We start from the raw sequence: 21539 nt of genomic DNA, 5'->3' as shown, positions 1-21539 counted from the left end.
ACCCACGGCAACCTCAGACCAGGTTCACCGCGCGCGCGGACGTCGCCCCGATCTCCTCGGCCACCTCGGTCAGCACTCCGGCGGGAACCGTGTCATCCACAGTCAGGACGGCCAGCGCCTCACCGCCCGCAACGGCCCGAGACACCTGCATACCCGCGATGTTGATCCCGGCCTCACCGAAGATCCGCCCCACCGTACCGACGACACCGGGCCGGTCCTCGTAGTTGAGGACGACCATGTGGTCGGCGAGCGCGAGGTCGACGTCGTACTCACCGACGGCCACGATCTTCTGGAGGTGCTTGGGCCCGGCCAGCGTGCCGGAGACCGACACCTCCTCGCCGTTGCCGAGCGTGCCGCGCACGGTGACGACGTTGCGGTGGTCGCTCGACTCCGAGCTGGTCGTCAACCGCACCTCGACGCCACGCTCCTGCGCGAACAGCGGGGCGTTGACGTACGACACGGTCTCGTCGACGACATCCTCGAAGACACCCTTGAGGGCGCTGAGCTCCAGCACCTTCACGTCGTGCTGGGTGATCTCGCCGTACACCTCGACGTCAAGCCGTACGGCCACCTCACCGGCGAGCGCGGTGAAGATCCGGCCGAGGCGCTCGGCGAGGGGCAGGCCCGGCTTGACATCCTCGGCGATGACACCGCCCTGGACGTTCACCGCGTCCGGGACCAGCTCACCGGCGAGGGCGAGCCGCACCGAGCGGGCGACGGCGATACCGGCCTTCTCCTGGGCCTCGTCGGTGGAAGCGCCGAGGTGCGGGGTGGCGACGACCTGGTCGAACTCGAAGAGCGGGGAGTCCGTGCAGGGCTCCTTCGCGTACACGTCGAGACCGGCACCGGCGACGCGACCCTCCTTCAGCGCCGAGTACAGCGCCTCCTCGTCGACGATGCCGCCGCGCGCGGCGTTGACGATCCGCACGCTCGGCTTGACCTTGCGCAGCGCCTCGTCGCCGATGAGACCGACGGTCTCGGGGGTCTTGGGCAGGTGGACGGTGATGAAGTCGGAGACCTCGAGCAGCTCGTCCAGGGACAGCACCTTGACGCCCATCTGCGCGGCACGGGCGGGCTGGATGTAGGGGTCGTAGGCGACGACCTTCATGCCGAACCCGGACATGCGCTGCGCGACCAGCGCACCGATCCGTCCCAGACCCACGACACCGAGGGTCTTCTCGGCCAGCTCCACACCCGTGTACTTGCTGCGCTTCCACTCGCCGTTCTTCAGCGCGGCGTTGGCCTGCGGGATGTGGCGGGCGGTGGCGACGAGGAGACCGCAGGCCAGTTCGGCGGCGGTCACGATGTTCGAGGTGGGGGCGTTGACGACCATCACGCCGGCCTTGGTGGCGGCGGAGACGTCGACGTTGTCCAGGCCGACGCCGGCTCGTGCGACGACCTTCAGTTTGTTCGCGGCGGCGATCGCCTCGGCGTCCACCTTGGTGGCGGAGCGGATCAGGATCGCGTCGACCTCGGCGATGGCGGGCAGCAGCTCAGCGCGGTCCGCGCCGTTGCAGTGCCGGATCTCGAAGTCCGGACCAAGCGCGTCCACAGTCGCGGGCGACAGCTCTTCAGCGATGAGTACGACAGGTTTCGAGCTCACGTGAGTCCTCACAAGTCCAATGCGGACGGCCGTCCCGACGGCCGCAGGCGGTGGAGGGGCTAGCCGCGTGGAAGACGCACGACGTTGTGGGCCTGACGCGTATGTTGTGCGCCAGTGTAGTGGCGCGGTGGAGGTCGTCTTACGCCTCCGCGGAAGGATCACCCGAACGAAATCCAGCCCTTACGGCGATTGAGGAGCGGGATCCGGGGCAGAGCCCCGTGGCGGCGCCCCCAGCCGAGGGTGCCGCCACGGGACCAGAAGGTCACGCCTCTTCGTCGACCCACGACATCAGCTTGCGGAGCTGCTTGCCCGTGGTCTCCAGCAGGTGCTCGGAGTCCGCGGTCTTGTACTCGTTGTACTTCTTCAGACCGCCGTGGTACTCGGCCATCCACTCACGCGCGAAGGTGCCGTCCTGGATCTCGGCGAGGACCTTCTTCATCTCGGCCTTGGTGGCGTCCGTGATGATCCGCGGGCCGGTGACGTAGTCGCCCCACTCGGCGGTCTCGGAGATCGACCAGCGCATCTTCTCCAGGCCGCCCTCGTACATGAGGTCGACGATCAGCTTCAGCTCGTGCAGGCACTCGAAGTACGCGATCTCCGGCTGGTAACCGGCCTCGGTCAGCGTCTCGAAACCGGCCTTGACCAGCGCGGCCGTACCACCGCACAGAACGGCCTGCTCACCGAACAGGTCGGTCTCGGTCTCCTCGGTGAAGGTCGTCTTGATGACGCCGGCGCGGGTGCCGCCGATGCCCTTGGCGTACGACAGCGCGAGCGCGAAGGCGTTGCCGGTCGCGTCCTGCTCGACGGCCGCGATACACGGAACGCCGCGGCCCTCCTCGTACTGGCGGCGGACGAGGTGGCCCGGGCCCTTGGGGGCGACCATGCACACGTCGACGTTCGCCGGGGGCTTGATGAAGTCGAAGCGGATGTTCAGGCCGTGGCCGAAGAACAGCGCGTCGCCGTCCTTGAGGTTGTCCTTGATGGACTCCTCGTAGACCTGGGCCTGGATCGGGTCCGGCACCAGGATCATGATGACGTCGGCCTCGGCGGCCGCCTCGGACGGCGTCACCACGCGCAGGCCCTGCTCCTCGGCCTTCGCCTTGGACTTGGAGCCCTCGTGCAGACCGACACGGACGTCGACACCCGAGTCACGGAGCGACAGCGCGTGGGCGTGGCCCTGGCTGCCGTAACCGATGACCGCGACCTTGCGGCCCTGGATGATGGACAGGTCGGCGTCGGCGTCGTAGAACAGCTCGGCCACTTTGGGTTCTCTCCTTGTGTGCAGGTGTTGCGTCCCACCGTATGACGGCGGGCTGAGATGAAGTTCCGGGGTCTCGGTATACGGGCGGCCGACGACCGCCCGTACACCCACTACAGCCGTACGCGTGCGTACAGTCTTACGCGCTGCGGTCGAGGGCGCGCAGCGAGCGGTCCGTGATCGAACGGGCACCGCGGCCGATCGCGATCGTGCCGGACTGGACGAGCTCCTTGATGCCGAACGGCTCCAGCATCTTCAGCATCGCGGACAGCTTCTCGCCGCTGCCCGTGGCCTCGATGGTGACGGCCTCCGGGGAGACGTCGACGGTCTTGGCGCGGAACAGCTGGACGATCTCGACGATCTGGGAGCGCGTCTCGTTGTCGGCGCGCACCTTCACCAGAACGAGTTCACGCTGAACCGCGGAACCCGGCTCCAGTTCGACGATCTTCAGCACGTTGACGAGCTTGTTGAGCTGCTTGGTCACCTGCTCCAGCGGCAGTTCCTCGACCACGGTGACCACGATGGTGATCCGGGAGATCTCGGGGTGCTCGGTGACACCGACCGCGAGCGAGTCGATGTTGAAGCCGCGGCGGGAGAACAGGGCGGCGATCCGGGCGAGGATGCCCGGGGTGTTCTCCACCAGGACGGAGAGCGTGTGCTTGGACATGATCTTTTACGTCTCTCTCTGCGTCTGTCTCGCTCAGTCGTCTTCGTTGTCGCCGAAGTCGGGGCGGACGTCCCGGGCGGCCATGATCTCGTCGTTGGAGGTGCCGGCGGCGACCATCGGCCACACCATCGCGTCCTCGTGGACGATGAAGTCGACGACGACGGGGCGGTCGTTGATGGAGTTCGCCTCTTCGATGACCTTGTCCAGGTCCTCCGGGCGCTCGCAGCGCAGGCCCACACAGCCCATGGCCTCGGACAGCTTCACGAAGTCCGGCACGCGCGTGCCCTTGGCGTCCGGGTTGATGTCCTCGGGACCGCTGTGCAGCACGGTGTTGGAGTAGCGCTGGTTGTAGAAGAGGGTCTGCCACTGGCGGACCATCCCGAGGGCGCCGTTGTTGATGATGGCGACCTTGATCGGGATGTTGTTCAGGGCGCAGGTGGTCAGTTCCTGGTTGGTCATCTGGAAGCAGCCGTCGCCGTCGATCGCCCAGACCGTGTTGCCCGGAGCTCCGGCCTTGGCGCCCATGGCGGCCGGGACCGCGTAGCCCATGGTTCCGGCGCCGCCGGAGTTCAGCCAGGTGGCGGGCTTCTCGTACTGGATGAAGTGCGCGGACCACATCTGGTGCTGGCCGACGCCCGCCGCGAAGATCGTGCCCTCGGGGGCGAGCTGCCCGATCCGCTCGATGACCTGCTGCGGGGAGAGCGAGCCGTCGGCGGGCAGGTCGTAGCCGAGCGGGTAGGTCTCGCGCCAGCGGTTCAGGTCCTTCCACCAGGCGCTGTAGTCGCCCTGGTGGCCCTCGCTGTGCTCCTTCTGGACGGCCTGGACCAGGTCGGCGATGACCTCGCGGGCGTCCCCGACGATCGGCACGTCGGCGGCGCGGTTCTTGCCGATCTCTGCTGGGTCGATGTCGGCGTGGACGATCTTGGCGTGCGGGGCGAAGCTGTCCAGCTTGCCGGTGACGCGGTCGTCGAAGCGGGTACCGAGGGCGACGATCAGGTCGGCCTTCTGCAGCGCGGTGACGGCGGTGACCGCACCGTGCATGCCCGGCATTCCCACGTGCAGCGGGTGGCTGTCGGGGAATGCGCCGAGCCCCATCAGGGTGGTGGTGACGGGAGCTCCGGTGAGTTCCGCGAGGACCTTCAGTTCGGCGGTGGCGCCGGACTTGATGACTCCGCCGCCGACGTAGAGGACGGGCCGCTTGGCCTGGGTGATCAGCTTGGCGCCCTCGCGGATCTGCTTGGCGTGCGGCTTGGTCACCGGGCGGTAGCCGGGCAGGTCCATGGCCGGCGGCCAGGAGAACGTCGTCTTCGCCTGGAGGGCGTCCTTCGCGATGTCGACCAGGACCGGGCCGGGACGCCCCGTGGAGGCGATGTGGAAGGCCTGCGCGATGACCCGCGGGATGTCCTCGGCCTTGGTGACGAGGAAGTTGTGCTTGGTGATCGGCATGGTGATGCCGACGATGTCCGCCTCCTGGAAGGCGTCCGTGCCGATCGCCTTGGAGGCCACCTGGCCGGTGATCGCCACGAGCGGCACCGAGTCCATGTGGGCGTCCGCGATCGGGGTGACCAGGTTGGTGGCACCGGGGCCCGAGGTCGCCATGCAGACGCCGACCTTGCCGGTGGCCTGCGCGTAACCGGTGGCAGCGTGGCCCGCACCCTGCTCGTGACGGACCAGGACGTGCCGCACCCGGGTGGAGTCCATCAGCGGGTCGTACGCCGGAAGGATGGCACCGCCGGGGATACCGAATACCGTCTCGGCGCCGACCTCCTCGAGAGAGCGGATGAGGGACTGCGCGCCCGTGACGTGCTCGGGGGCGGACTGCTGTCCTCCGGATCGGGGCCGCGGCTGCGGATGGGCCCCGGTGGCCTGCTCGGTCATCGTCATTCTCTTCTCGATGCTGAGGGTTTTGTGCTGGGGGTTTCGCGAAGTTTGTGCGGTGTACGGCTGCGGTACGACAGGTGCCTGTGCAACAAAAAACCCCTCGTGCCGTGAGGCAAGCGAGGGGAGCGCGCCGGAGTTGGGTCGCTGAGCGATCGAGGGCTCAGCGTCAGCCGACGCGCTTTCCAAGTACGAGAATTCGGGTGCGCATGGCACTGACCCTCCCCCCGGCACGCACCCGGTGTCAAGCGGGTGGGACGGGAGTCTCATTATGTGAGCGGAGGGCCGTACTGCCTCCGAGAATCGCTGTCACACCACTGGTATACGCCCCCGCACCACCGCCCGCGAACACGGGTTCGGCGGGGCCGTGCGGCACCGGATAGTGCCCCGAGGCCAGGGCCCGGCGCAGCCGGCACTCGTCGAGCGGTCCCGAGAAGGCCATGCCCTGTCCATGGGTGCAGCCCATCGCGCGCAGGGCGACCACCTGCTCTGGCAGGTCCACGCCGTCGGCCACGGACTGGAGCCCGAGATCTCCGGCGATTCTGAGCAGCCCGCTGGTGATCTTGTGCAGTCTGGCGGACTCCACGACGCCCTCGACCAGACCGCGGTCGAGCTTCAGCACGTCGACGGGCAGTCTGCGCAGTGCGGTGATCGCCGCGAAACCGCTGCCGAACCCGTCCAGGGCGATACGGACGCCGACGCGCCGGATCGCCGTCAGTCTGCGCTCCAGTTCGTCCAGGGAGACCTGGGGATCGGTGTCGGAGAGCTCGATGAGCAGCGAGCCCGACGGCAGCCCGTGCCTCGTCAGCAGCGCCTCGACGGAGCCCAGCGGCAGCGAGCGGTCCAGCAGCCGCTGGGCGCTCATCCGCACCGCCACCGGCACGCTGAGCCCGCTCGCGACCCGCTCGGCGGCCTGCTCGACGGCCTCCTCCAGGATCCAGCGCCCCAGCTCCTGTGTCCGGTCACTGTCCTCGGCCACCCGCAGGAACTCGGCCGGCGTGAACAGCACCCCCTGGGAGGAGCGCCAGCGCGCCTCGGCGGTGACCGAGGTGATCCGGCCGTCCTCCAGACAGACCACGGGCTGGTGCAGCAGGGCGAACTCGCCGTCGTGCAGCGCGGCACGCAGGCGTGTGGCCAGCTCCGCCTTCCGTACGACGTCCTGCTGCATCTGGGGTGCGTACAGCTCGACGCGGCCCTTGCCGCCCGCCTTGGCCCGGTACATCGCGAGGTCCGCGTTGCGCAGGAGCTCGCCCGCCCCGAGGCCGGGTTCGGCGAAGGCGACGCCGATGGAGGCGGCGACCCGGACATCGTGGCTGTCGATGAGGTACGGCTGCGAGAGCGTGATCCTGAGGCGGTCGGCGAGCTCCAGGATGTGGCCTTCGCGGGCGGTGCGGTCGCGGGTGCCGTCTCCGACGATCAGGGCGGCGAACTCGTCACCGCCGAGCCGGGAGGCGGTGTCCCCGTGCCGGACCGCGTCCTGCAGTCTGCGGGCGGCCTGGACGAGCAGCTCGTCCCCGGCCTGGTGCCCGATCGTGTCATTGACGGCCTTGAAGCCGTCGAGGTCGATGAAGAGGACGGCCGTGCCGCGGTCGGAGGAACGGCGGCCGGACAGCGCCTGCTGGACACGCCGGGTGAACAGGGCGCGGTTGGGCAGGTCGGTCAGCGGGTCGTGCTCGGCGTTGTGCTGGAGCTGCGCCTGCAGGCGCACTCTTTCGGTCACGTCCCGGCTGTTGAAGATGAGGCCGCCGTGGTGGCGGTTGACGGTGGACTCGACATTGAGCCAACCGCCGTCGCCGGACCGGAAACGGCACTCGATGCGAGTGGTGGGTTCTTCGAGAGGGCTGGCGGCCAGGAAGCGACGCACCTCGTGCACCACGCAGCCCAGATCCTCCGGGTGGATGAGACCGGCCAGTTCCGTGCCCACGAGCTCCTCGGCGGAGCGGCCGTAGACCCCGCCCGCGGCCGGGGAGACGTACCGGAGCATGCCGTTGGGGGCGGCGATCATGATGACGTCGCTTGAACCCTGCACCAGGGAGCGGAAGTGGTTCTCCTGCTGAGCGAGTTCCTGGGTGAGGATGATGTTGTCGAGCAGCATGATGCCCTGGCGCACCACGAGCGCCAGCACGACGGTGCCACCGGTGAGCAGCACCACGCGGTCCACGCTGCGGCCGTTGAGGACGTTGTAGAGGATCCCCAGGGTGCAGACCGCGGCGGCGAGATAGGGCGTGAGGGCGGCCAGCGACCCGGTGATCGGCCGGGTGGCCGGATAGCGGCCGCGGTCACCGCCCTGCTCCGGGACGTGGTGGTGCCCCCCGACGCGCGGCCTGGGCAGGTGCTCGTGCACCACACGCGTGTGCCCGGCCGGATGCTGCCGGACACCTTCGGGGTGGCGCGGTGTGGCCCAGGGCGCGTAGGCGAGGAGCAGGGAGCCGGCGAACCAGCCCGCGTCCAGCAACTGGCCCGAGCGGTAGTTGTTGTGGAGCAGCGGTGAGGTGAACAGGGCGTCGCACATCACGGTCAGGGCGAGCGCGCCGATCACGGTGTTCACCGCGGTGCGGTTGACCGCCGAGCGCCGGAAGTGCAGCGCGAGCACCATGCTGACGAGGGCGATGTCCATCAACGGATACGCCAGTGACAGCGCGATGTGCGCGACGCTCGGTCCCTCGGACTTCGCCGCCTGGGCGAGGGCGAGGCTCCACGAGAGCGTGAGCAGCGAGCCGCCGATCAGCCAGGCGTCGAGGCTGAGACAGACCCAGCCCGCCTTCGTCACCGGGCGCTTGGCGAGGACCAGGAGACCCACGATGGCGGGCGGCGCGAAGCAGAGGAAGAACAGGTCGGCGTAGCTGGGGTTGGGCACGTCCCGGCTCAGGACGACCTCGTACCACCCCCAGATCAGGTTGCCGATGGACGCCATGGTCGAGGAGAGCGCGAACAGCAGCCAGGCGGGTCGAAAGCGGGCCCGGCGGGTGCGGGCGTAGACGAAGCAGGACACTGCGGCGGTGCCCGCCGCGGCGCTCAGTCCGAAGTCGCCCATGATCAGGGCGGCTTCGCGCGAGCCCCAGCCGAGCGCGGAACCGATGGCGTACGCCGCGCACACCAGGGCGAGGAGGAGTTGGTGGACCATGCTCGACCCGCCACGGGAGGCCGGCGGCCGGGAGGGCAGTGCCCCGCGCGCGGGCCGGGCCCGCAGCGCTCCGTCGAGGGTGGTCGTGGGAGACGGGGGCGAGCTCACCGGGCCCTCCCGGTCCGCGCCGCTCCGGGGTCCCGGGGGTCCGGGTGCGCCGGGTGCGCATGCCTCCTGCGGCTGCTGTGCCTGCGGTGGTGGTGGCTGTGATGGCCGCCGTGACCGGCGGCGTGGTGACCGCGTCTGCGCGCGGCTGTGTGCCAGGGTCGCCGCCGACGGCCCCGCCGCGTCGGATCGCTCGTCCATAGGCCGTGCATCGCCCGTCGCCCCCCTCACAGTCCGAAATGTTCATCCCCGGCGCCGAACGGTGCGCGGCGCAGCCCCTGTCGGGACGATACACCAGTCCCGTCACTCAGGGACATAGTTCCTCTACGCTCCGTGACGACCAGCGGAGTTGTGGGCACGGAACGCGTCCGGAAGGTCGCGGAGGGTGCCGGAAACGGATTACACGCCTGCTACTCCGCGGACCTACGAGTTGGGGGAACCCGTCGTAAGGATCACGTTGCGCAGGGGCTCCTGGTTCACGAAACGGTTCAGTTGATCCACCAACAGACGCTTGGCGCGCGGCAGGAACGCTGAGGAAGGTCCTCCGACATGGGGACTGATGAGCACACCCGGCGCCTGCCACAACGGGTGCCCCTCGGGCAGCGGTTCGGGATCGGTGACGTCGAGGGCCGCGGTGATGCGGCCGGTCTCCAGTTCGGTGAGCAGCGCCTTGGTGTCGACGACGGGGCCGCGGGCGACGTTCACGAGGAGGGCGCCGTCCTTCATGCGGGCGAGGAAGTCGGCGTTCGCCAGGCCGCGGGTGGTGTCGTTCAGCGGTGTGGACAGGATGACCACGTCCGCCTCCGGGAGCAGGGCGGGCAGTTCCGTGAACGCGTGCACGGGCCCGCGCTCCGTGGTGCGCGCGGAGCGCGCGACGCGCGCCACCCGCGCCACCTCGAAGGGCACGAGCCGGTCCTCGATGGCCGAGCCGATCGAGCCGTAGCCGACGACAAGGACGTTCTTGTCGGCGAGCGCGGGATGGAACGCGCTCTGCCAGGCCTGTTGTTGCTGGGCGCGGACGAACTGGGGGATGCCGCGCAGCGAGGCGAGGGTCAGGGCGAGGGCGAGCTCGGCGGTGCTGGCCTCGTGCACACCGCGCGCGTTGCACAGCGACACACCCGGCACTATGTCCGACAGTCGCGCCAGGACGTCGTCGACACCGGCCGTGAGCGTCTGAACGAGCCGGAGGTTGGCCATGTGCGGCAGCGGCCGGACCTTCACCGGTTGCCGCTTCATGTACGGCACGACGTAGACGGCGCAGTCCGCCGGGTCACCGGGGAACTCCTGGTCGCCGTCGTCGCCCCCGTCCCAGAACAGATAGTCGGGCCCTGGTGGGAGCCCTGCGATCTCGTCCGGCGGGATGGGAAGCCACACATCAGCAGTCATGCCAGGAGGCTATGTCAGGCGTCCGGAAGCCCAGAGGTTAGGTTGGGGGCCGGAAGAGGGAGGGTCACGGGCAGGTGGAGCGCAGGACGATCGGCGCGGCGGCGCTCACGGTGGGAGCCGTCGGACTCGGATGCATGCCGATGAGCTGGGCCTACAGCGGGTCGCGGCAGCGGGGCGACGAGTCGCTCAGGACCGTGCACCGGGCGCTCGATCTGGGCTCGTCGCTGCTGGACACGGCCGACATGTACGGCCCGTTCACCAACGAGCTGTTACTGGGGCGGGTGTTGAAGGAGCGGCGCGAGGACGCGTTCGTGTCCACGAAGGTCGGGCTGCTGGTGGGCGAGCAGCACATCGTGGCCAACGGCCGCCCCGGCTATGTGAGACGGGCCTGCGACGCGTCGCTGCGGCGGCTCCAGACCGACGTGATCGACCTCTACCAACTGCACCGTGAGGATCCCGAGGTCCCGGTCGAGGAGACCTGGGGCGCGATGGCGGAGCTCGTACAGGCCGGAAAGGTACGGTCGTTGGGGCTGTGCGCGATGGGAGCGAGGGGCGGCCGCCGCTCCGGGACCCGGCTCTACGACGCGACGATTCGGCAGTTGCGGCGGATCCAGCAGGTCTTCCCGGTGAGCGCGGTGGAGGCGGAGCTGTCGGTGTGGTCGCCGGAGGCGCTGGAGACGCTGCTGCCGTGGTGCGCTGCGCGCGGCATCGGCTTCCTGGCGGCGATGCCCCTCGGCAACGGCTTTCTGACCGGCACCCTCACCCCCGGCGAGGGTTTCGAGCCGGACGACGTCCGCGCCCGCCACCCCCGCTTCACCGCCGAGATGATGGCCGCGAACCAGCCGATCGTCTCCGGCCTGCGCCGCATCGCGTCCCGACACGGCAAAGGGGTCTCCCCGGCCCAGGTGGCGCTGGCGTGGCTGCTGGCGCAGGGCGACCATGTGGTCCCTGTCCCGGGTACCAAGCAGGAGCGGTGGGCGACGGACAACGCGGCGGCGACCGCGCTGCGCCTGACCGAACAGGACCTCACGGAGGTGGCGGAACTGCCGGCGGCGCGGGGGTCCTGGGACTGACGGGGTCTGGCCCCGACGCGCCCTCTTCGACGAACCGTGATCGGCGGCCGGTCCCTCCGCATGGCCGGCCGAGTCACAGCGGACCCCTTTCCCACGACGGCATCGGTCACAGCCAACCCGCCCCACACCACCAGCCCCGATCACAGTTCACCCCCTCCACACGACCACTCCCACAGCCGGCCCCGCCGCATGGCTGACCCTCGCCACGGCCGCTCCACCCCACGACCAAGCCCTCTCAGCATGGCCAACCTTCTCCGCGCGGCCGTCCCCCCGCCGCACGGCCCGCCCTCCTCCGCACGTCCATCCCTCTCCGCACGGCCCGCCCCGATCACAGCCGCCCCACTCCACAGGGCTGCCCGGGCACAGCCGGCCCGCCCCACACGACCAGCACCCTCGGCTCGGTCGGCCCTGCCGTACCCCGGGTCTCCTCATCACGGCCGCCCCTCCACGCATCGGGTCCGGGAGATCGGGAACCTGTGAGGCGCGAGCGGTGTATGACAGGTAGAACCCGCCGCTTCGAAGGGACCATGATCGTGCATCGTCGAGCTGTGACGGCCGTGTTGGCCGCGACCACGCTCCTGCTGACGGCCGGCTGCTCCTCCGACGGCGGAGGAGGGAATGACTCTCCGGGCGGCGGTGACAGCGCCTCGTCGAGCAGTACGGCCTCGGGGTCCTCCCCCACCCAGCAAGCCGCCGAGGCCACCCCGCCGGCGAAGGGCTCGGTGAAGGTGCTGCGCACGGTCGCCGAGGACCTCAAGACCCCGTGGGGCCTCGCCCCGCTTCCCGACGGCGACCTGCTGGTCTCCTCTCGGGACGAGGGCGCGATCCTCCGGGTCGACGGGCAGACGGGGAAGAAGACGGAGCTGGGCCGGGTGTCCGGGGTCTCCGCGGCCGGCGAGGGCGGCCTCCTGGGCATCGCCCTGTCCCCGGACTACGCCTCCGACCACATGGTGTACGCCTACTTCACCTCGGCCTCGGACAACCGCATCGTGCGGATGGTCTATGACGAGCAGAAGGAGTCCGGCGAGCAACTGGGCGCCCCCGACACCGTCTTCAAGGGCATCCCGAAGGGCTACATCCACAACGGCGGCCGGATAGCGTTCGGCCCGGACGGCATGCTCTACGCGGGCACGGGCGAGAGCGGCAACACCGGTCTGTCACAGGACACCAAGTCCCTGGGCGGCAAGATCCTGCGCCTGACGCCGGAGGGCGACCCGGCCTCGGGCAACCCGTTCCCGGACTCCCCCGTGTACTCCTACGGCCACCGCAATGTGCAGGGACTCGCCTGGGACTCCAAACAGCGTCTGTTCGCCTCGGAGTTCGGCCAGGACACCTGGGACGAACTGAACGCGATCAAGCCAGGCGGCAACTACGGCTGGCCGGACGCCGAGGGCAAGTCCGACGGCAACAAGTTCCAGAATCCGATAGACCAGTGGCACACCGACGACGCCTCCCCCAGCGGCATCGCCTACGCCGAGGGCTCCATCTGGATGGCCGGACTGAAGGGCCAGCGTCTGTGGCGCATCCCCCTGAAGGGCACAGAGGCCTCCGCCGACCCGCAGGCCTTCCTGACGGGCGAGTACGGCCGGCTGCGCACTGTGGTCTCCGCGGGCGGCGACAAGCTGTGGCTCGTCACCAGCAACACCGACGGCCGCGGCAGCCCCAAGGACGGCGACGACAAGATCCTGGAGATACAGGTCAGCTAGCCGGGCGCTCTTCTTCGTCCTCGTCCTGGTCCTCGTCCGGCCTGGGCAGACGGACGACGACCTTCCCGGACGTGAGGTCTATCGGCCCGCGTCCGGGATCGCCGTCACCGACGTCCTCACGGGTCAGCTCCAGCCGTTTCTGCTCGTCGTGGGTGTGTTTGCGGCCGGGTGCGAACAGTTCCTCGAACATGTTGAACATGCGGCCTCCCCTGCCGGTCTCCTACACCGTACGCCTCAGTCTGTGACCGACGCGTGGAGAGCCTGCGCGGAGAACAGCCCCAGCCGGTGCGCCACCGCCGCCGCCTCTCCTCTGCCGGAGACTCCGAGCTTGGCGAGGATGTTCGAGACATGGACGCTGGCCGTCTTCGGGGAGATGAAGAGTTCGTCCGCGATCTGGCGGTTGGTGCGGCCGAGGGCGACCAGATGCAGGACGTCGCGTTCACGGCCGGTGAGACCGAGGGAGCGGACCGGATCGTCCAGGTCGGACACAGGAGCGGCGGTCAGGGCTAGGCGGGCACGCTGGGCCAGCAGCGCGACCGCGTCGGCGAGGGGCCGGGCGCCGAGGTGGTCGGCGGTGGCGTGCGCGAGGCGCAGGAGTTCGGTGGCCCGGTCCCGGTCGGCCTGGTCGGCGCCGCCGGGTGTGGAGAGCAGGGCCTGGGCGAGCCGGTGGCGGACACGGGCGAGGTCGTAGGGGCGTTCCAGTGGCTCGAAAGCCGTGACGACCTCGCTCCAGTCGTCGGGGGTGTCGGCGGTCTCGGCGCGCAGCAGTTCGGCCCGGACCCAGTGCTCGTGGGCCACCCAGACGGGTGCGTTCGTGGCGAGGGGTCTGGCGGCATCCCGGATGCGGTCGAGGGTCTTCGCGCGGTCCTGTTCGGCGGCGGGCAGGCCGAGGGAGTCCGCCTCCACGGTGGCGGCGGTGAGGAGCAGGGGCCAGACATAGCGCTGGGTGCCGGGTGGGAAGCCGGCGTCCAGGACGCGTTCGAGTTCGGCGCGGGCGTCCAGGATGCGGCCCTCGTCGGCGGCGATGCCGATGGTGATGTCGGAGAGGGAGAGTTCATGCTGAGGAGCCCGGTCGTGGGTGCCGAAGTAGCCGCGGGCCGCGGCCAGTTGACGCGCGGCTTCGGTCAGTTCGCCGCGGGCGAGCGCGAGCGCGGACCGGATGGCGGCGTGAAAGCCGCGGGGTTTGGCGCTCCGTCCGACGAGTTCGGCCTTGGTGGCGGCTTCCACGGCCTGGTCCCAGCGGCCCAGCGAGTAGCAGGACTCGGCGAGGTTGCCCCAGATCCAGGCCTCCTTGTCGGAGAGGCCGAACTTCCGGGCGTAGTCGAGTCCTTCTTCCAGGATGGGCACCGCTTCCCGGGATCGCCCGATGGCTTCGAAGGCGTTGGGGAGATTCACGTACACCCGGCTGGCGACGGTGGAAAGGCCGTCGTCGAGTGTCTGGCGCAGGATCTCGAACATCTCGGCGAGTCCGGTCTCGACACCGCCGGACTCCACGACGAGGCCCGCGTAGGTGAGGCGGGCGTTCATCTCGGTCTCGCGGGCGCCGACCATGCGCGCGTAGTCCACGGCGCGTTCGGCGGCCGAGACGGCGTCCGGGCCGGGGACATGGACCATCGACCAGTGGGCGACATTGGCCAGGACCTCGGCGTGCACCTCGGACGGCGGAAGGCCGCGGACCAGGTCCTCGGCGGTGGCCAGTTCGGCCCAGCCGTCGCCGCGGGCCTGCGCCTGGATCAGATGGGAGCGCTGGACCCAGAACCAGGCGGCGCGCAGTGGGTCGCCGCCGTTCTCCAGGTGGTGCAGTGCCCGCTTGGTGATCTTCAGGGCGCGTTCGCGTTCGCTTCCCAGACGGCCGGCGACGGCGGCCTCGGCCATCAGGTCGAGATAGCGCAGCGGGGTGGTGGCCGGGTCGCAGCCGCAGGGCGGGTAGACCTCGGTGTAGTCGACGGGGCGCAGCGCTGCCCGGACGTCTTCGGGGGCGCTGTCCCACAGCTCCATCGCGCGTTCCAGGAGCCGGAGTTGTTCGGCGTAGGCGTGCCGGCGGCGGGCGGTGACGGAGGCGTCCAGGACGGCGGGCAGGGCCTTGGCCGCGTCGTGGGAGTGGTACCAGTAGCTGGCCAGCCGCATGACCCTTTCGTCGGCGGGGACGAGCGTGGGGTCGGTCTCCAGGGCTTCGGCGTAGCGGCGGTTGAGGCGGGAGCGTTCACCGGGCAGGAGGTCGTCGGCGACGGCCTCGCGGACCAGGGAGTGCCGGAAGCGGTAGCCGTCGCCGTCGGGCGCGGGGATGAGGATGTTGGCGTTCACGGCGGCACGCAGGGCCTCGATGAGATCGTCCTCGGCGAGCCGGGTGACGGCGGCGAGCAGCCGGTACTCCACGGTGGAGCCGCCTTCGGCGACTACCCGGGCGACCCGCTGGGTGCTCTCGGGCAGGCCCTCGACGCGGACCAGGAGCAGATCACGCAGGGAGTCGGTGAGGCCGGTGCCACAGCCCTCGGTGGCGCAGACGGCGAGTTCCTCGACGAAGAATGCGTTGCCGTCGGAGCGTTCGAAGATGTCGTCGACCTGGGCGGGGTTCGGTTCGGTGGCCAGGATCCCGGCTATCTGGCGACTGACCTCGTCCCGGTTGAAGCGGCGGAGTTCGATCCGGCGGACCGTGCGCAGCCGGTCGAGTTCGGCGAGCAGGGGGCGCAGCGGGTGGCGGCGATGGATGTCGTCGGCGCGGTAGGTGGCGAGGACGAGCAGGCGGCCGGTGCGCAGGGTGCGGAAGAGGTAGGCTAGGAGGTGGCGGGTGGAGGCATCGGCCCAGTGGAGGTCCTCCAGAGCGACGACGACCGTGCGCTCGGCGGCGACCCGCTCCAGGAGGCGTGCGGTGAGTTCGAAGAGCCGGGCCAGGCTCTCCTCGTCGTGCCGGCCGGTGCCCCGGGCGGTGAGCGCCTCGCCGACCTCGGGCAGCAGCCGGGCCAGTTCCTCCTCCTGCCCTGCGGCCGCGGCGGCCAGTTCGGCGGGCAGGGCGCGGCGCAGGGCGCGCAGGGCGGTGGAGAAGGGGGCGAAGGGGAGTCCGTCGGCACCGATCTCGACGCAGCCGCCGAGGGCGACGACCGCGCCCTGTCGGCAGGCGGCGGTGGCGAACTCCTCGACGAGCCGGGTCTTTCCGACACCGGCCTCACCGCCGAGCAGCAATGCCTGCGGCTCGCCCGCGGTGGCGCGGGCGAGCGCGTTGTTCAGGGTGGTCAACTCTTCGGCGCGGCCTACGAACACGGGACTTACGGACCTGGTCTCCACAGGCCTGAGCATTACACGCGGGTCGGACAGCGCGGCACCCGTTTTCGGGGTGGGGCCGGTTTCGCCACGGGGCCCGGTTGCCGGGAGGACGGCCGCGGTGGTGACCGCGGGGACGGGCAGAGCCGTACGGCCGTCCTCCCTCCCCCCGACGCTCACGCCGTGCGGAGGAACCGGTACCGCCGGGGGCGGCCGGTATGCGAATCGGTCTCCGCGGAGCGTCCGGCCGCTTCGCGGCGGGCGGCGCGGCGACCGCGCAGGGTCTCGCGGACGAGTCGCTCGTGCTCGGCCTGGCGGATGAGTTCGGCGGAGCGGTACTGGGAGATCTCGTATGCGGAGTACATGGTGTGGTCCTTGTCGGAGTGGGTTTCTGGCTTCGCTTTCTGCGATGCCTCAACCTTCGTCTCCGAGGGGGGTCCGCCACATCGGGAGAGTTCCGCATCTTCGGGGGCCGCGGGGGCCTTAGACGCGCAGGAGGGGCCTCAGGAGCTCCGTAAGGTACTTACGGATGCCCTAAGACCCCTCGCGACCTGCGGTTGTTCAGCTGGTGGAGGGCAGGCCCAGCAGGAAGTCGGTGTACTTGAGGACGGCCAGGAGCAGTCCGATGACACCGAGCGCGACACCGCCCCAGGCGACGGACTTGATCCACACGGCCTGCGGCTTGCCGGGGGCACCGAAGGCCGGCCGGACCAGCACCGCGACACCGACGATCAGTGCGATCAGCGCGAAGATGCCGCCCCACAGCGCGGTGGTCTGCCAGGCGTCGCCGTAGACCTCCTTGACCTGCTTCGCGACGGTCGCGGTGGAGGAGGTCCCCAGCTGGCCGATGAGTGTCTCGCGCGCGGCGGCGACGGTGCCGATCCAGCTACCGGTCAGCGAGACGAGGCCCAGCGCGGCGGAGACGACGGCGCCCGCGCCCTGGCCGACGCCGGTGGGGCCCTCCGCCTGGGCGGTCCCGGGCAGCTCGTCCTCGTCGTCGATGTCGTCGGCGGCGTTCTCGTCCCCGGTGGTGTCCTCGGCCGCGGTGTCCTCGGCCTCCGTCACCTGGTCGGTCTTGGCGACGCTCACCTTCTCCTCGTCGGTCGTGGCCTCGGTGCCCGTCTCGGCACCGGTCTCGTCAGCTGTCTTCGTTCCCATGTCGGGCACCGTACGGATCCTGTCTGAGAGGGTTCTTAATGATCGTTCCGGGCTGCACGCGCACGCGCCTCACGCCACTCGGGGGCGAGAATCGACCACACCTCGAGGTCGTGCCGTACGCCACCATAGGGGTGCGCCTCGCGATGGACTCCGTCGCGGGTCATTCCAAGGCGTCGGGCGACGTTGATGCTGGCCGTGTTCCCAGCCGCGGCGACCCACTCGACCCGGTGGATGCCGCGTTCCTCGACCACCCAGTCGATCAGCACCCGCATGGCCCGGGTGATCAGTCCGCGGCCGGTCGCGGCGGGCTCCAGCCAGCAGCCGACCTCGCAGTTGCCGCGTTCGGCGTCGAAGTTCAGGGTGAGCACTCCCCCGACGAGCTTTCCGGCCAGCCAGATGCCGTGGTAGCCGCCGGTGTCGTCGGCTCGCATCCGGGCGTAGCGCTGGAGTGTCTCGCGCGCGGAGGCCACGTCGACGGCCTGGGAGCCGAAGGGGATGAACCGTCCGATGAACTCGCGGCCCCGTTCCAGGTTCGCCAGGAACTCCTCCGCGTGCCACGGCTCCAGCGGCCGCAGTTCGGCGTCATCGCCCAGGGATATCGCGTACATCCTCGTCCCGCTCCCTCTGCATCTGCTCCACGACGTCCTGCTCCACGACATCGGTGAGCCTCTCATGCGCGGCTCGGCACTCGGGAGGTTCGATGCTGATGCGGGGCATCCGACGGTCCAGCCAGCCCGGCAGCCACCAGTTGGCGCCGCCGAGGAGGTGCATGAGGGCGGGAACGAGAAGCGTGCGCAGGACGAAGGCGTCCAGGGCCACGGCAGCCGCGAGCGCGATGCCGAACATGGCGATCACGCGGTCGCCGCTGAGCACGAAGGCGAGGAAGACGGAGATCATGATGACCGCGGCGGAGTTGATGACCCGGCTGGTCTCGGCGAGGCCGACGCGGACGGCCCGCCGGTTGTCTCCGGTCTCCAGCCACTCCTCGTACATCCGGCTGACCAGGAAGACCTGGTAGTCCATGGAGAGCCCGAAGAGGACCGAGACCATGATCACGGGGAGGAAGGGTTCGATGGGCCCGGCGCGGCCCAGCCCCAACAGCTCGCTCCCCCAGCCCCACTGGAAGATCGCCACGACGACTCCGAAGGCGGCGGCGACGGCGGCGATGTTCATCGCGGCGGCCTTCAGCGGGATGCCGACGGAGCGGAAGGCGAGCAGGAGCAGCAGACAGCCCAGGCCGATGACGACGCCGACGAACAGAGGCAGCTTGCCGATGATGACGTCCGCGAAGTCGTCGTACGACGCCGTCATCCCGCCGACGTGGAGGTCGAGGGAGGTGCCGGTCTCGGCACGCGGCAGTACCTCGGTGCGCAGCCGGTCGACGAGGTCACTGGTCTGCTGGGACTGCGGGGCGGACTCGGGGACGATCGTGAAGTAGGCGATGTCGCCGCCGGTGTCGTAGGTCACCGGTGTGGTGGAGGCGATGCCCTCGGTGGTGCGGAGGGTGGCATCGAGGTTGTCGAGGAGGAATTTGTCCTCGGCGCCGTCGACACGGGTCACCAGCGTCAGCGGGCCGTTGACGCCGGGCCCGAAGCCGTCGGCCAGGAGGTCGTAGGCCTGCCGGGTGGTCGAGGAGCTCGGGCCGTTGCCCTGGTCGGAGGTGCCGAGGCGGAGGCCCAGGGTGGGCAGGGCCAGGACGGTGATGACCACCAGGGCGACGGCACCGAGGAGCTTGGGGTGCCGTTCCACGAACGCCGACCAGCGGTGGGCGAAACCGGTGGGCAGTTCGGGCTCGGGACCGTGCTCGGCGAGGCGGCGCCGCTCACGGCGGCTCAGGGCGCGCATGCCGATGAGGGAGAGCAGCGAGGGCAGCAGGGTCACGGAAGCGGCGACCGTGAGGACGACGGTCAGGGAGGCGGCTATCGCGACGCCATTGAGGAAGCCGAGCCGGAGGATCAGCATGCCCAGCAGGGCGATGCAAACCGTGGCACCCGCGAAGACGACCGCGCGCCCGGTGGTGGTGACGGCGTTCTCGATGGACTCGGCGACGCCCAGCCCGCGTTTCAGCCCGCGTCGGTGCCGGGTGACGATGAAGAGCGCGTAGTCGATGCCGACGCCGAGCCCGATCAGCATGCCGAGCATGGGCGCGAAGTCGGCGACGGTCATGGTGTGCCCGAGCAGCGCGATCCCGGCGTACGCGGTGCCCACGCCGACCAGGGCGGTGGCGATGGGCAGCAGCGAGGCGGCGAGCGAGCCGAAGGCCAGGAACAGCACGAGGGCGGCCACGAGCACGCCGACCACCTCGGCGAGATGCCCGCCGGAGGACTCGGTGAGGGCGACGGCACTGCCGCCCAGCTCGACCTGGAGCCCGTCGGCCTCGGCGTCCTTGGCGGTGTCCACCAGGGCCCGCGCCTCGGACGCGTCGATGTCCTCGGCGGAGTGAGCGAAGGTGACGGTGGCGTAGGCGGTGTGCCCGTCGGCACTGATCCGGCCGGCGCCCCCGGAGTCGTACGGACTGACCACGACGGCCACTCCGGGCAGGTCCGCGATCCTGTCCATGGTCGTGGTCATCGTCTGCTCGACGTCGGCGTCCCGGACCGAGCCCGAGGTCACATGCCAGACGACGGTGTCGGTGTCCCCGCCGAGGTCCGGGAAGCCCTCCTGGAGCAGCGCGGTGGCGCGGCCGGACTCGGTGCCCGGGACCTCGTAGTCGTTGGAGTACGCGGACCCGGCGACGGCGGCGCCCGCGCTCACTCCGCCGAGGGCGAGGAGCCACAGGAGAACGACGACCAGGCGTCGTCGGACACACCAGCGTGCGAGGGCTGCCACGAACGTGCTCCCAGGGGTGGGTGAATTGTGGATCTTTGACCGGGAACAGTCGTTCATGTGGTGAACGGCCCGCAAAGAACGCATGAGCAATGCGTGGCCCACTCTTGCAGGCGAATGTGATCGTTTATCGCGATCGTGCGTTTATTCACAGGAGTGGGAGCCAGATCACAGGACAGTAACGGCCACTCTGTCGCCTCAGTCGAACTGGTCGCCCAACGCCATCACCATCACGCCGGCGATCAGCAGCCACAGGGCTCTGCGGGTGCGGCCGCGGGAGCCGAGGATCGCCGCGAGCGCGCAGACGGCGGCGCCGAACGCGTAGGCCGCCGGGACCAGGGCGGGGGCGGAGCCGCTCAGCCGGAGCGCCGACGCGGCCAGACCGGCGAGCGCCAGCAGGGCCCCGGTGCCGGAGGCCGTCCAGCGGGCCCGCCGGGCGTCCAGCACCTGGTCGTCGTGCTCCTCCTGCATGTGGGACGGCTCGGAATTCGCAGGACCGTTCATGGCGGGCGAGCGTAGCGTGTTCCGCTGAGAAGCCTCGGGCCCGTCCGGCCCCCGACCGAAGCAGGTGCGTTGTTTGAGCGTCCGACCGAGCTCCGCCGTATCCCTTTCCGTCTCTCAGGACTCAAGGAGCCCGTTCACCGATGCCAGACGACATCACCCCGCCGATGACGGGGCCCTCGAATGAGGACCTCACCCGTCGGCTGACCCAGGCCCGCTACCCCCGCAGCAACAGCTACGACGCCCGCTGGGTCATCGAGAACCAGATGGGTCCGAACGCGCTGTGGCTGCTGGAGTGGCTCGCGCCCGCCCTCGGCCTGGACACCCTGCGCCCCTGCGCCCGTGTGCTCGACCTGGGCTGCGGCCGGGCGATGACCTCGGTCTTCCTGGCCAGGGAGTACGACGTCCAGGTCACCGCGGCCGATCTGTGGGTCAAACCCGACGAGAACGCCAAGCGCATCGCCGAGGCCGGTTTCGCCGACCGAGTGCTGCCCGTGCACACCGAGGCGCACGACCTGCCGTTCGCCGAGGCGAGCTTCGACACGATCGTGAGCATCGACGCGTACCAGTACTTCGGCACGAACGACCTCTATCTGCCCACACTGACCCGGCTGTTGAAGCCGGGCGGGCGGATCGGGGTCGTCATGCCCGCGGTACGGGAGGAACTGGAGGGCCACGAGCCTCCGGAGCACCTCAAGCCCTTCTGGGATCCCGGCTTCTGGGCGTTCCACTCCTCCGACTGGTGGCGGCGCCAGTGGACTCGCATGGGGGCCGTCGAGGTCGAGACCGCCGAGTGGCAGCCCGACGGCTGGAAGGACTGGCTGCTGTGGAGCGAGGTCTGCGCCGAGGAGAGTCCCTACGCGTGGATGGCCGACATGGCCCGTGACTCGGTGGATCTGATGCGTGCCGACGAAGGCCGGACGCTGGGATTCGTACGGCTCGTCGGACGCCGTCTGTGAGCTGACATGACTGAGGGGGCCGCATCGATACGACGAT

General features: G+C 70.0%; 16 protein-coding genes. 3 read left to right on the top strand and 13 right to left on the bottom strand.

Translation table 11 applies throughout. The features are described 5' to 3' along the window. Positions 1-13 precede the first annotated feature (13 nt). From serA to ACI2L1_RS03480, 6 genes are all read right to left on the bottom strand, one after another. A complete protein-coding gene (gene serA / locus ACI2L1_RS03505) occupies positions 14-1603 on the bottom strand; it encodes a phosphoglycerate dehydrogenase (RefSeq protein ID WP_362663400.1) in 1590 nt (529 codons plus the stop codon). 262 nt (positions 1604-1865) lie between these two features. Continuing rightward, a complete protein-coding gene (ilvC, locus tag ACI2L1_RS03500; protein WP_030942878.1) occupies positions 1866-2864 on the bottom strand; it encodes a ketol-acid reductoisomerase in 999 nt (332 codons plus the stop codon). Between the two features lie 136 nt (positions 2865-3000). Next, positions 3001-3528: an acetolactate synthase small subunit gene (gene ilvN / locus ACI2L1_RS03495; RefSeq protein ID WP_069766166.1), complete on the bottom strand. Its 528-nt coding sequence runs from the start codon at positions 3526-3528 to the stop codon at positions 3001-3003. Between the two features lie 33 nt (positions 3529-3561). Next, entirely contained in the window at positions 3562-5406 is a 1845-nt protein-coding gene (locus tag ACI2L1_RS03490) for an acetolactate synthase large subunit (RefSeq protein ID WP_404737648.1), read from the bottom strand. Between the two features lie 244 nt (positions 5407-5650). Continuing rightward, positions 5651-8638 (bottom strand): EAL domain-containing protein, encoded by a 2988-nt coding sequence (locus tag ACI2L1_RS03485; protein WP_404737647.1) that lies wholly within the window; start codon positions 8636-8638, stop codon positions 5651-5653. Between the two features lie 420 nt (positions 8639-9058). After that, positions 9059-10021 carry a 2-hydroxyacid dehydrogenase gene (locus tag ACI2L1_RS03480; protein ID WP_404737646.1) on the bottom strand — a complete coding sequence of 321 codons (963 nt, stop codon included), beginning with the start codon at positions 10019-10021 and terminating at the stop codon, positions 9059-9061. Positions 10022-10095: 74 nt separating this feature from the next. Here ACI2L1_RS03480 and ACI2L1_RS03475 point away from each other — a divergent pair, with 74 nt between their 5' ends. Beyond that, a complete protein-coding gene (locus ACI2L1_RS03475) occupies positions 10096-11094 on the top strand; it encodes an aldo/keto reductase (protein ID WP_404737645.1) in 999 nt (332 codons plus the stop codon). 527 nt (positions 11095-11621) lie between these two features. Next, positions 11622-12800, top strand: coding sequence for a PQQ-dependent sugar dehydrogenase (locus ACI2L1_RS03470; RefSeq protein ID WP_404737644.1), 1179 nt, complete (start codon positions 11622-11624; stop codon positions 12798-12800). Here the strand turns inward: ACI2L1_RS03470 and ACI2L1_RS03465 are convergent. The 7 genes from ACI2L1_RS03465 to ACI2L1_RS03435 form a co-directional block, all read right to left on the bottom strand. Continuing rightward, entirely contained in the window at positions 12793-12999 is a 207-nt protein-coding gene (locus ACI2L1_RS03465) for a DUF6191 domain-containing protein (RefSeq protein WP_404737643.1), read from the bottom strand. The two genes, ACI2L1_RS03470 and ACI2L1_RS03465, sit on opposite strands and share 8 nt — an antisense overlap. A 35-nt stretch (positions 13000-13034) precedes the next feature. Further along, complete coding sequence (locus ACI2L1_RS03460; protein ID WP_404737642.1) at positions 13035-16094, bottom strand: AAA family ATPase; 3060 nt, start codon at positions 16092-16094, stop codon at positions 13035-13037. A 140-nt stretch (positions 16095-16234) separates the two neighbouring features. Continuing rightward, on the bottom strand, positions 16235-16423 hold the full coding sequence (locus tag ACI2L1_RS03455) for a hypothetical protein (RefSeq protein ID WP_404737641.1): 189 nt from the start codon (positions 16421-16423) through the stop codon (positions 16235-16237). A 196-nt stretch (positions 16424-16619) separates the two neighbouring features. After that, complete coding sequence (locus tag ACI2L1_RS03450) at positions 16620-17216, bottom strand: hypothetical protein (protein ID WP_404737640.1); 597 nt, start codon at positions 17214-17216, stop codon at positions 16620-16622. Positions 17217-17251: 35 nt separating this feature from the next. Beyond that, on the bottom strand, positions 17252-17824 hold the full coding sequence (locus ACI2L1_RS03445; protein WP_404737639.1) for a GNAT family N-acetyltransferase: 573 nt from the start codon (positions 17822-17824) through the stop codon (positions 17252-17254). After that, on the bottom strand, positions 17799-20045 hold the full coding sequence (locus ACI2L1_RS03440; protein WP_404737638.1) for an MMPL family transporter: 2247 nt from the start codon (positions 20043-20045) through the stop codon (positions 17799-17801). The genes ACI2L1_RS03445 and ACI2L1_RS03440 overlap by 26 nt, the downstream gene beginning before the upstream one ends. Positions 20046-20240: 195 nt before the next feature. Continuing rightward, the gene (locus ACI2L1_RS03435; protein ID WP_404737637.1) at positions 20241-20546 is read right to left on the bottom strand and encodes a hypothetical protein; all 306 of its coding nucleotides are present in this window, start codon (positions 20544-20546) and stop codon (positions 20241-20243) included. 140 nt (positions 20547-20686) lie between these two features. On the opposite strand from ACI2L1_RS03435, the gene ACI2L1_RS03430 reads away from it, so the two are divergent. After that, positions 20687-21502 carry an SAM-dependent methyltransferase gene (locus ACI2L1_RS03430; protein WP_404737636.1) on the top strand — a complete coding sequence of 272 codons (816 nt, stop codon included), beginning with the start codon at positions 20687-20689 and terminating at the stop codon, positions 21500-21502. The last annotated feature ends 37 nt before the right edge of the window (positions 21503-21539 follow it).

Source organism: Streptomyces sp. NPDC019531 (genome assembly GCF_044903305.1).
Taxonomy (GTDB): domain Bacteria; phylum Actinomycetota; class Actinomycetes; order Streptomycetales; family Streptomycetaceae; genus Streptomyces.
The sequence above is the reverse complement of the archived record's forward strand: the minus strand, read 5'-3'. Positions and strand labels throughout refer to the sequence as shown.

Bases quoted from the DNA above. Each gene is read 5' to 3' on its own strand.
- ilvN (WP_069766166.1), bottom strand. From the start codon at position 3,528: ATGTCCAAGCACACGCTCTCCGTCCTGGTGGAGAACACCCCGGGCATC.
- ACI2L1_RS03490 (WP_404737648.1), bottom strand. From the start codon at position 5,406: ATGACCGAGCAGGCCACCGGGGCCCATCCGCAGCCGCGGCCCCGATCC.
- ACI2L1_RS03480 (WP_404737646.1), bottom strand. From the start codon at position 10,021: ATGACTGCTGATGTGTGGCTTCCCATCCCGCCGGACGAGATCGCAGGG.
- ACI2L1_RS03470 (WP_404737644.1), top strand. From the start codon at position 11,622: ATGATCGTGCATCGTCGAGCTGTGACGGCCGTGTTGGCCGCGACCACG.
- ACI2L1_RS03465 (WP_404737643.1), bottom strand. From the start codon at position 12,999: ATGTTCAACATGTTCGAGGAACTGTTCGCACCCGGCCGCAAACACACC.
- ACI2L1_RS03460 (WP_404737642.1), bottom strand. From the start codon at position 16,094: ATGCTCAGGCCTGTGGAGACCAGGTCCGTAAGTCCCGTGTTCGTAGGC.
- ACI2L1_RS03455 (WP_404737641.1), bottom strand. From the start codon at position 16,423: ATGTACTCCGCATACGAGATCTCCCAGTACCGCTCCGCCGAACTCATC.
- ACI2L1_RS03450 (WP_404737640.1), bottom strand. From the start codon at position 17,216: ATGGGAACGAAGACAGCTGACGAGACCGGTGCCGAGACGGGCACCGAG.
- ACI2L1_RS03445 (WP_404737639.1), bottom strand. From the start codon at position 17,824: ATGTACGCGATATCCCTGGGCGATGACGCCGAACTGCGGCCGCTGGAG.
- ACI2L1_RS03435 (WP_404737637.1), bottom strand. From the start codon at position 20,546: ATGAACGGTCCTGCGAATTCCGAGCCGTCCCACATGCAGGAGGAGCAC.
- ACI2L1_RS03430 (WP_404737636.1), top strand. From the start codon at position 20,687: ATGCCAGACGACATCACCCCGCCGATGACGGGGCCCTCGAATGAGGAC.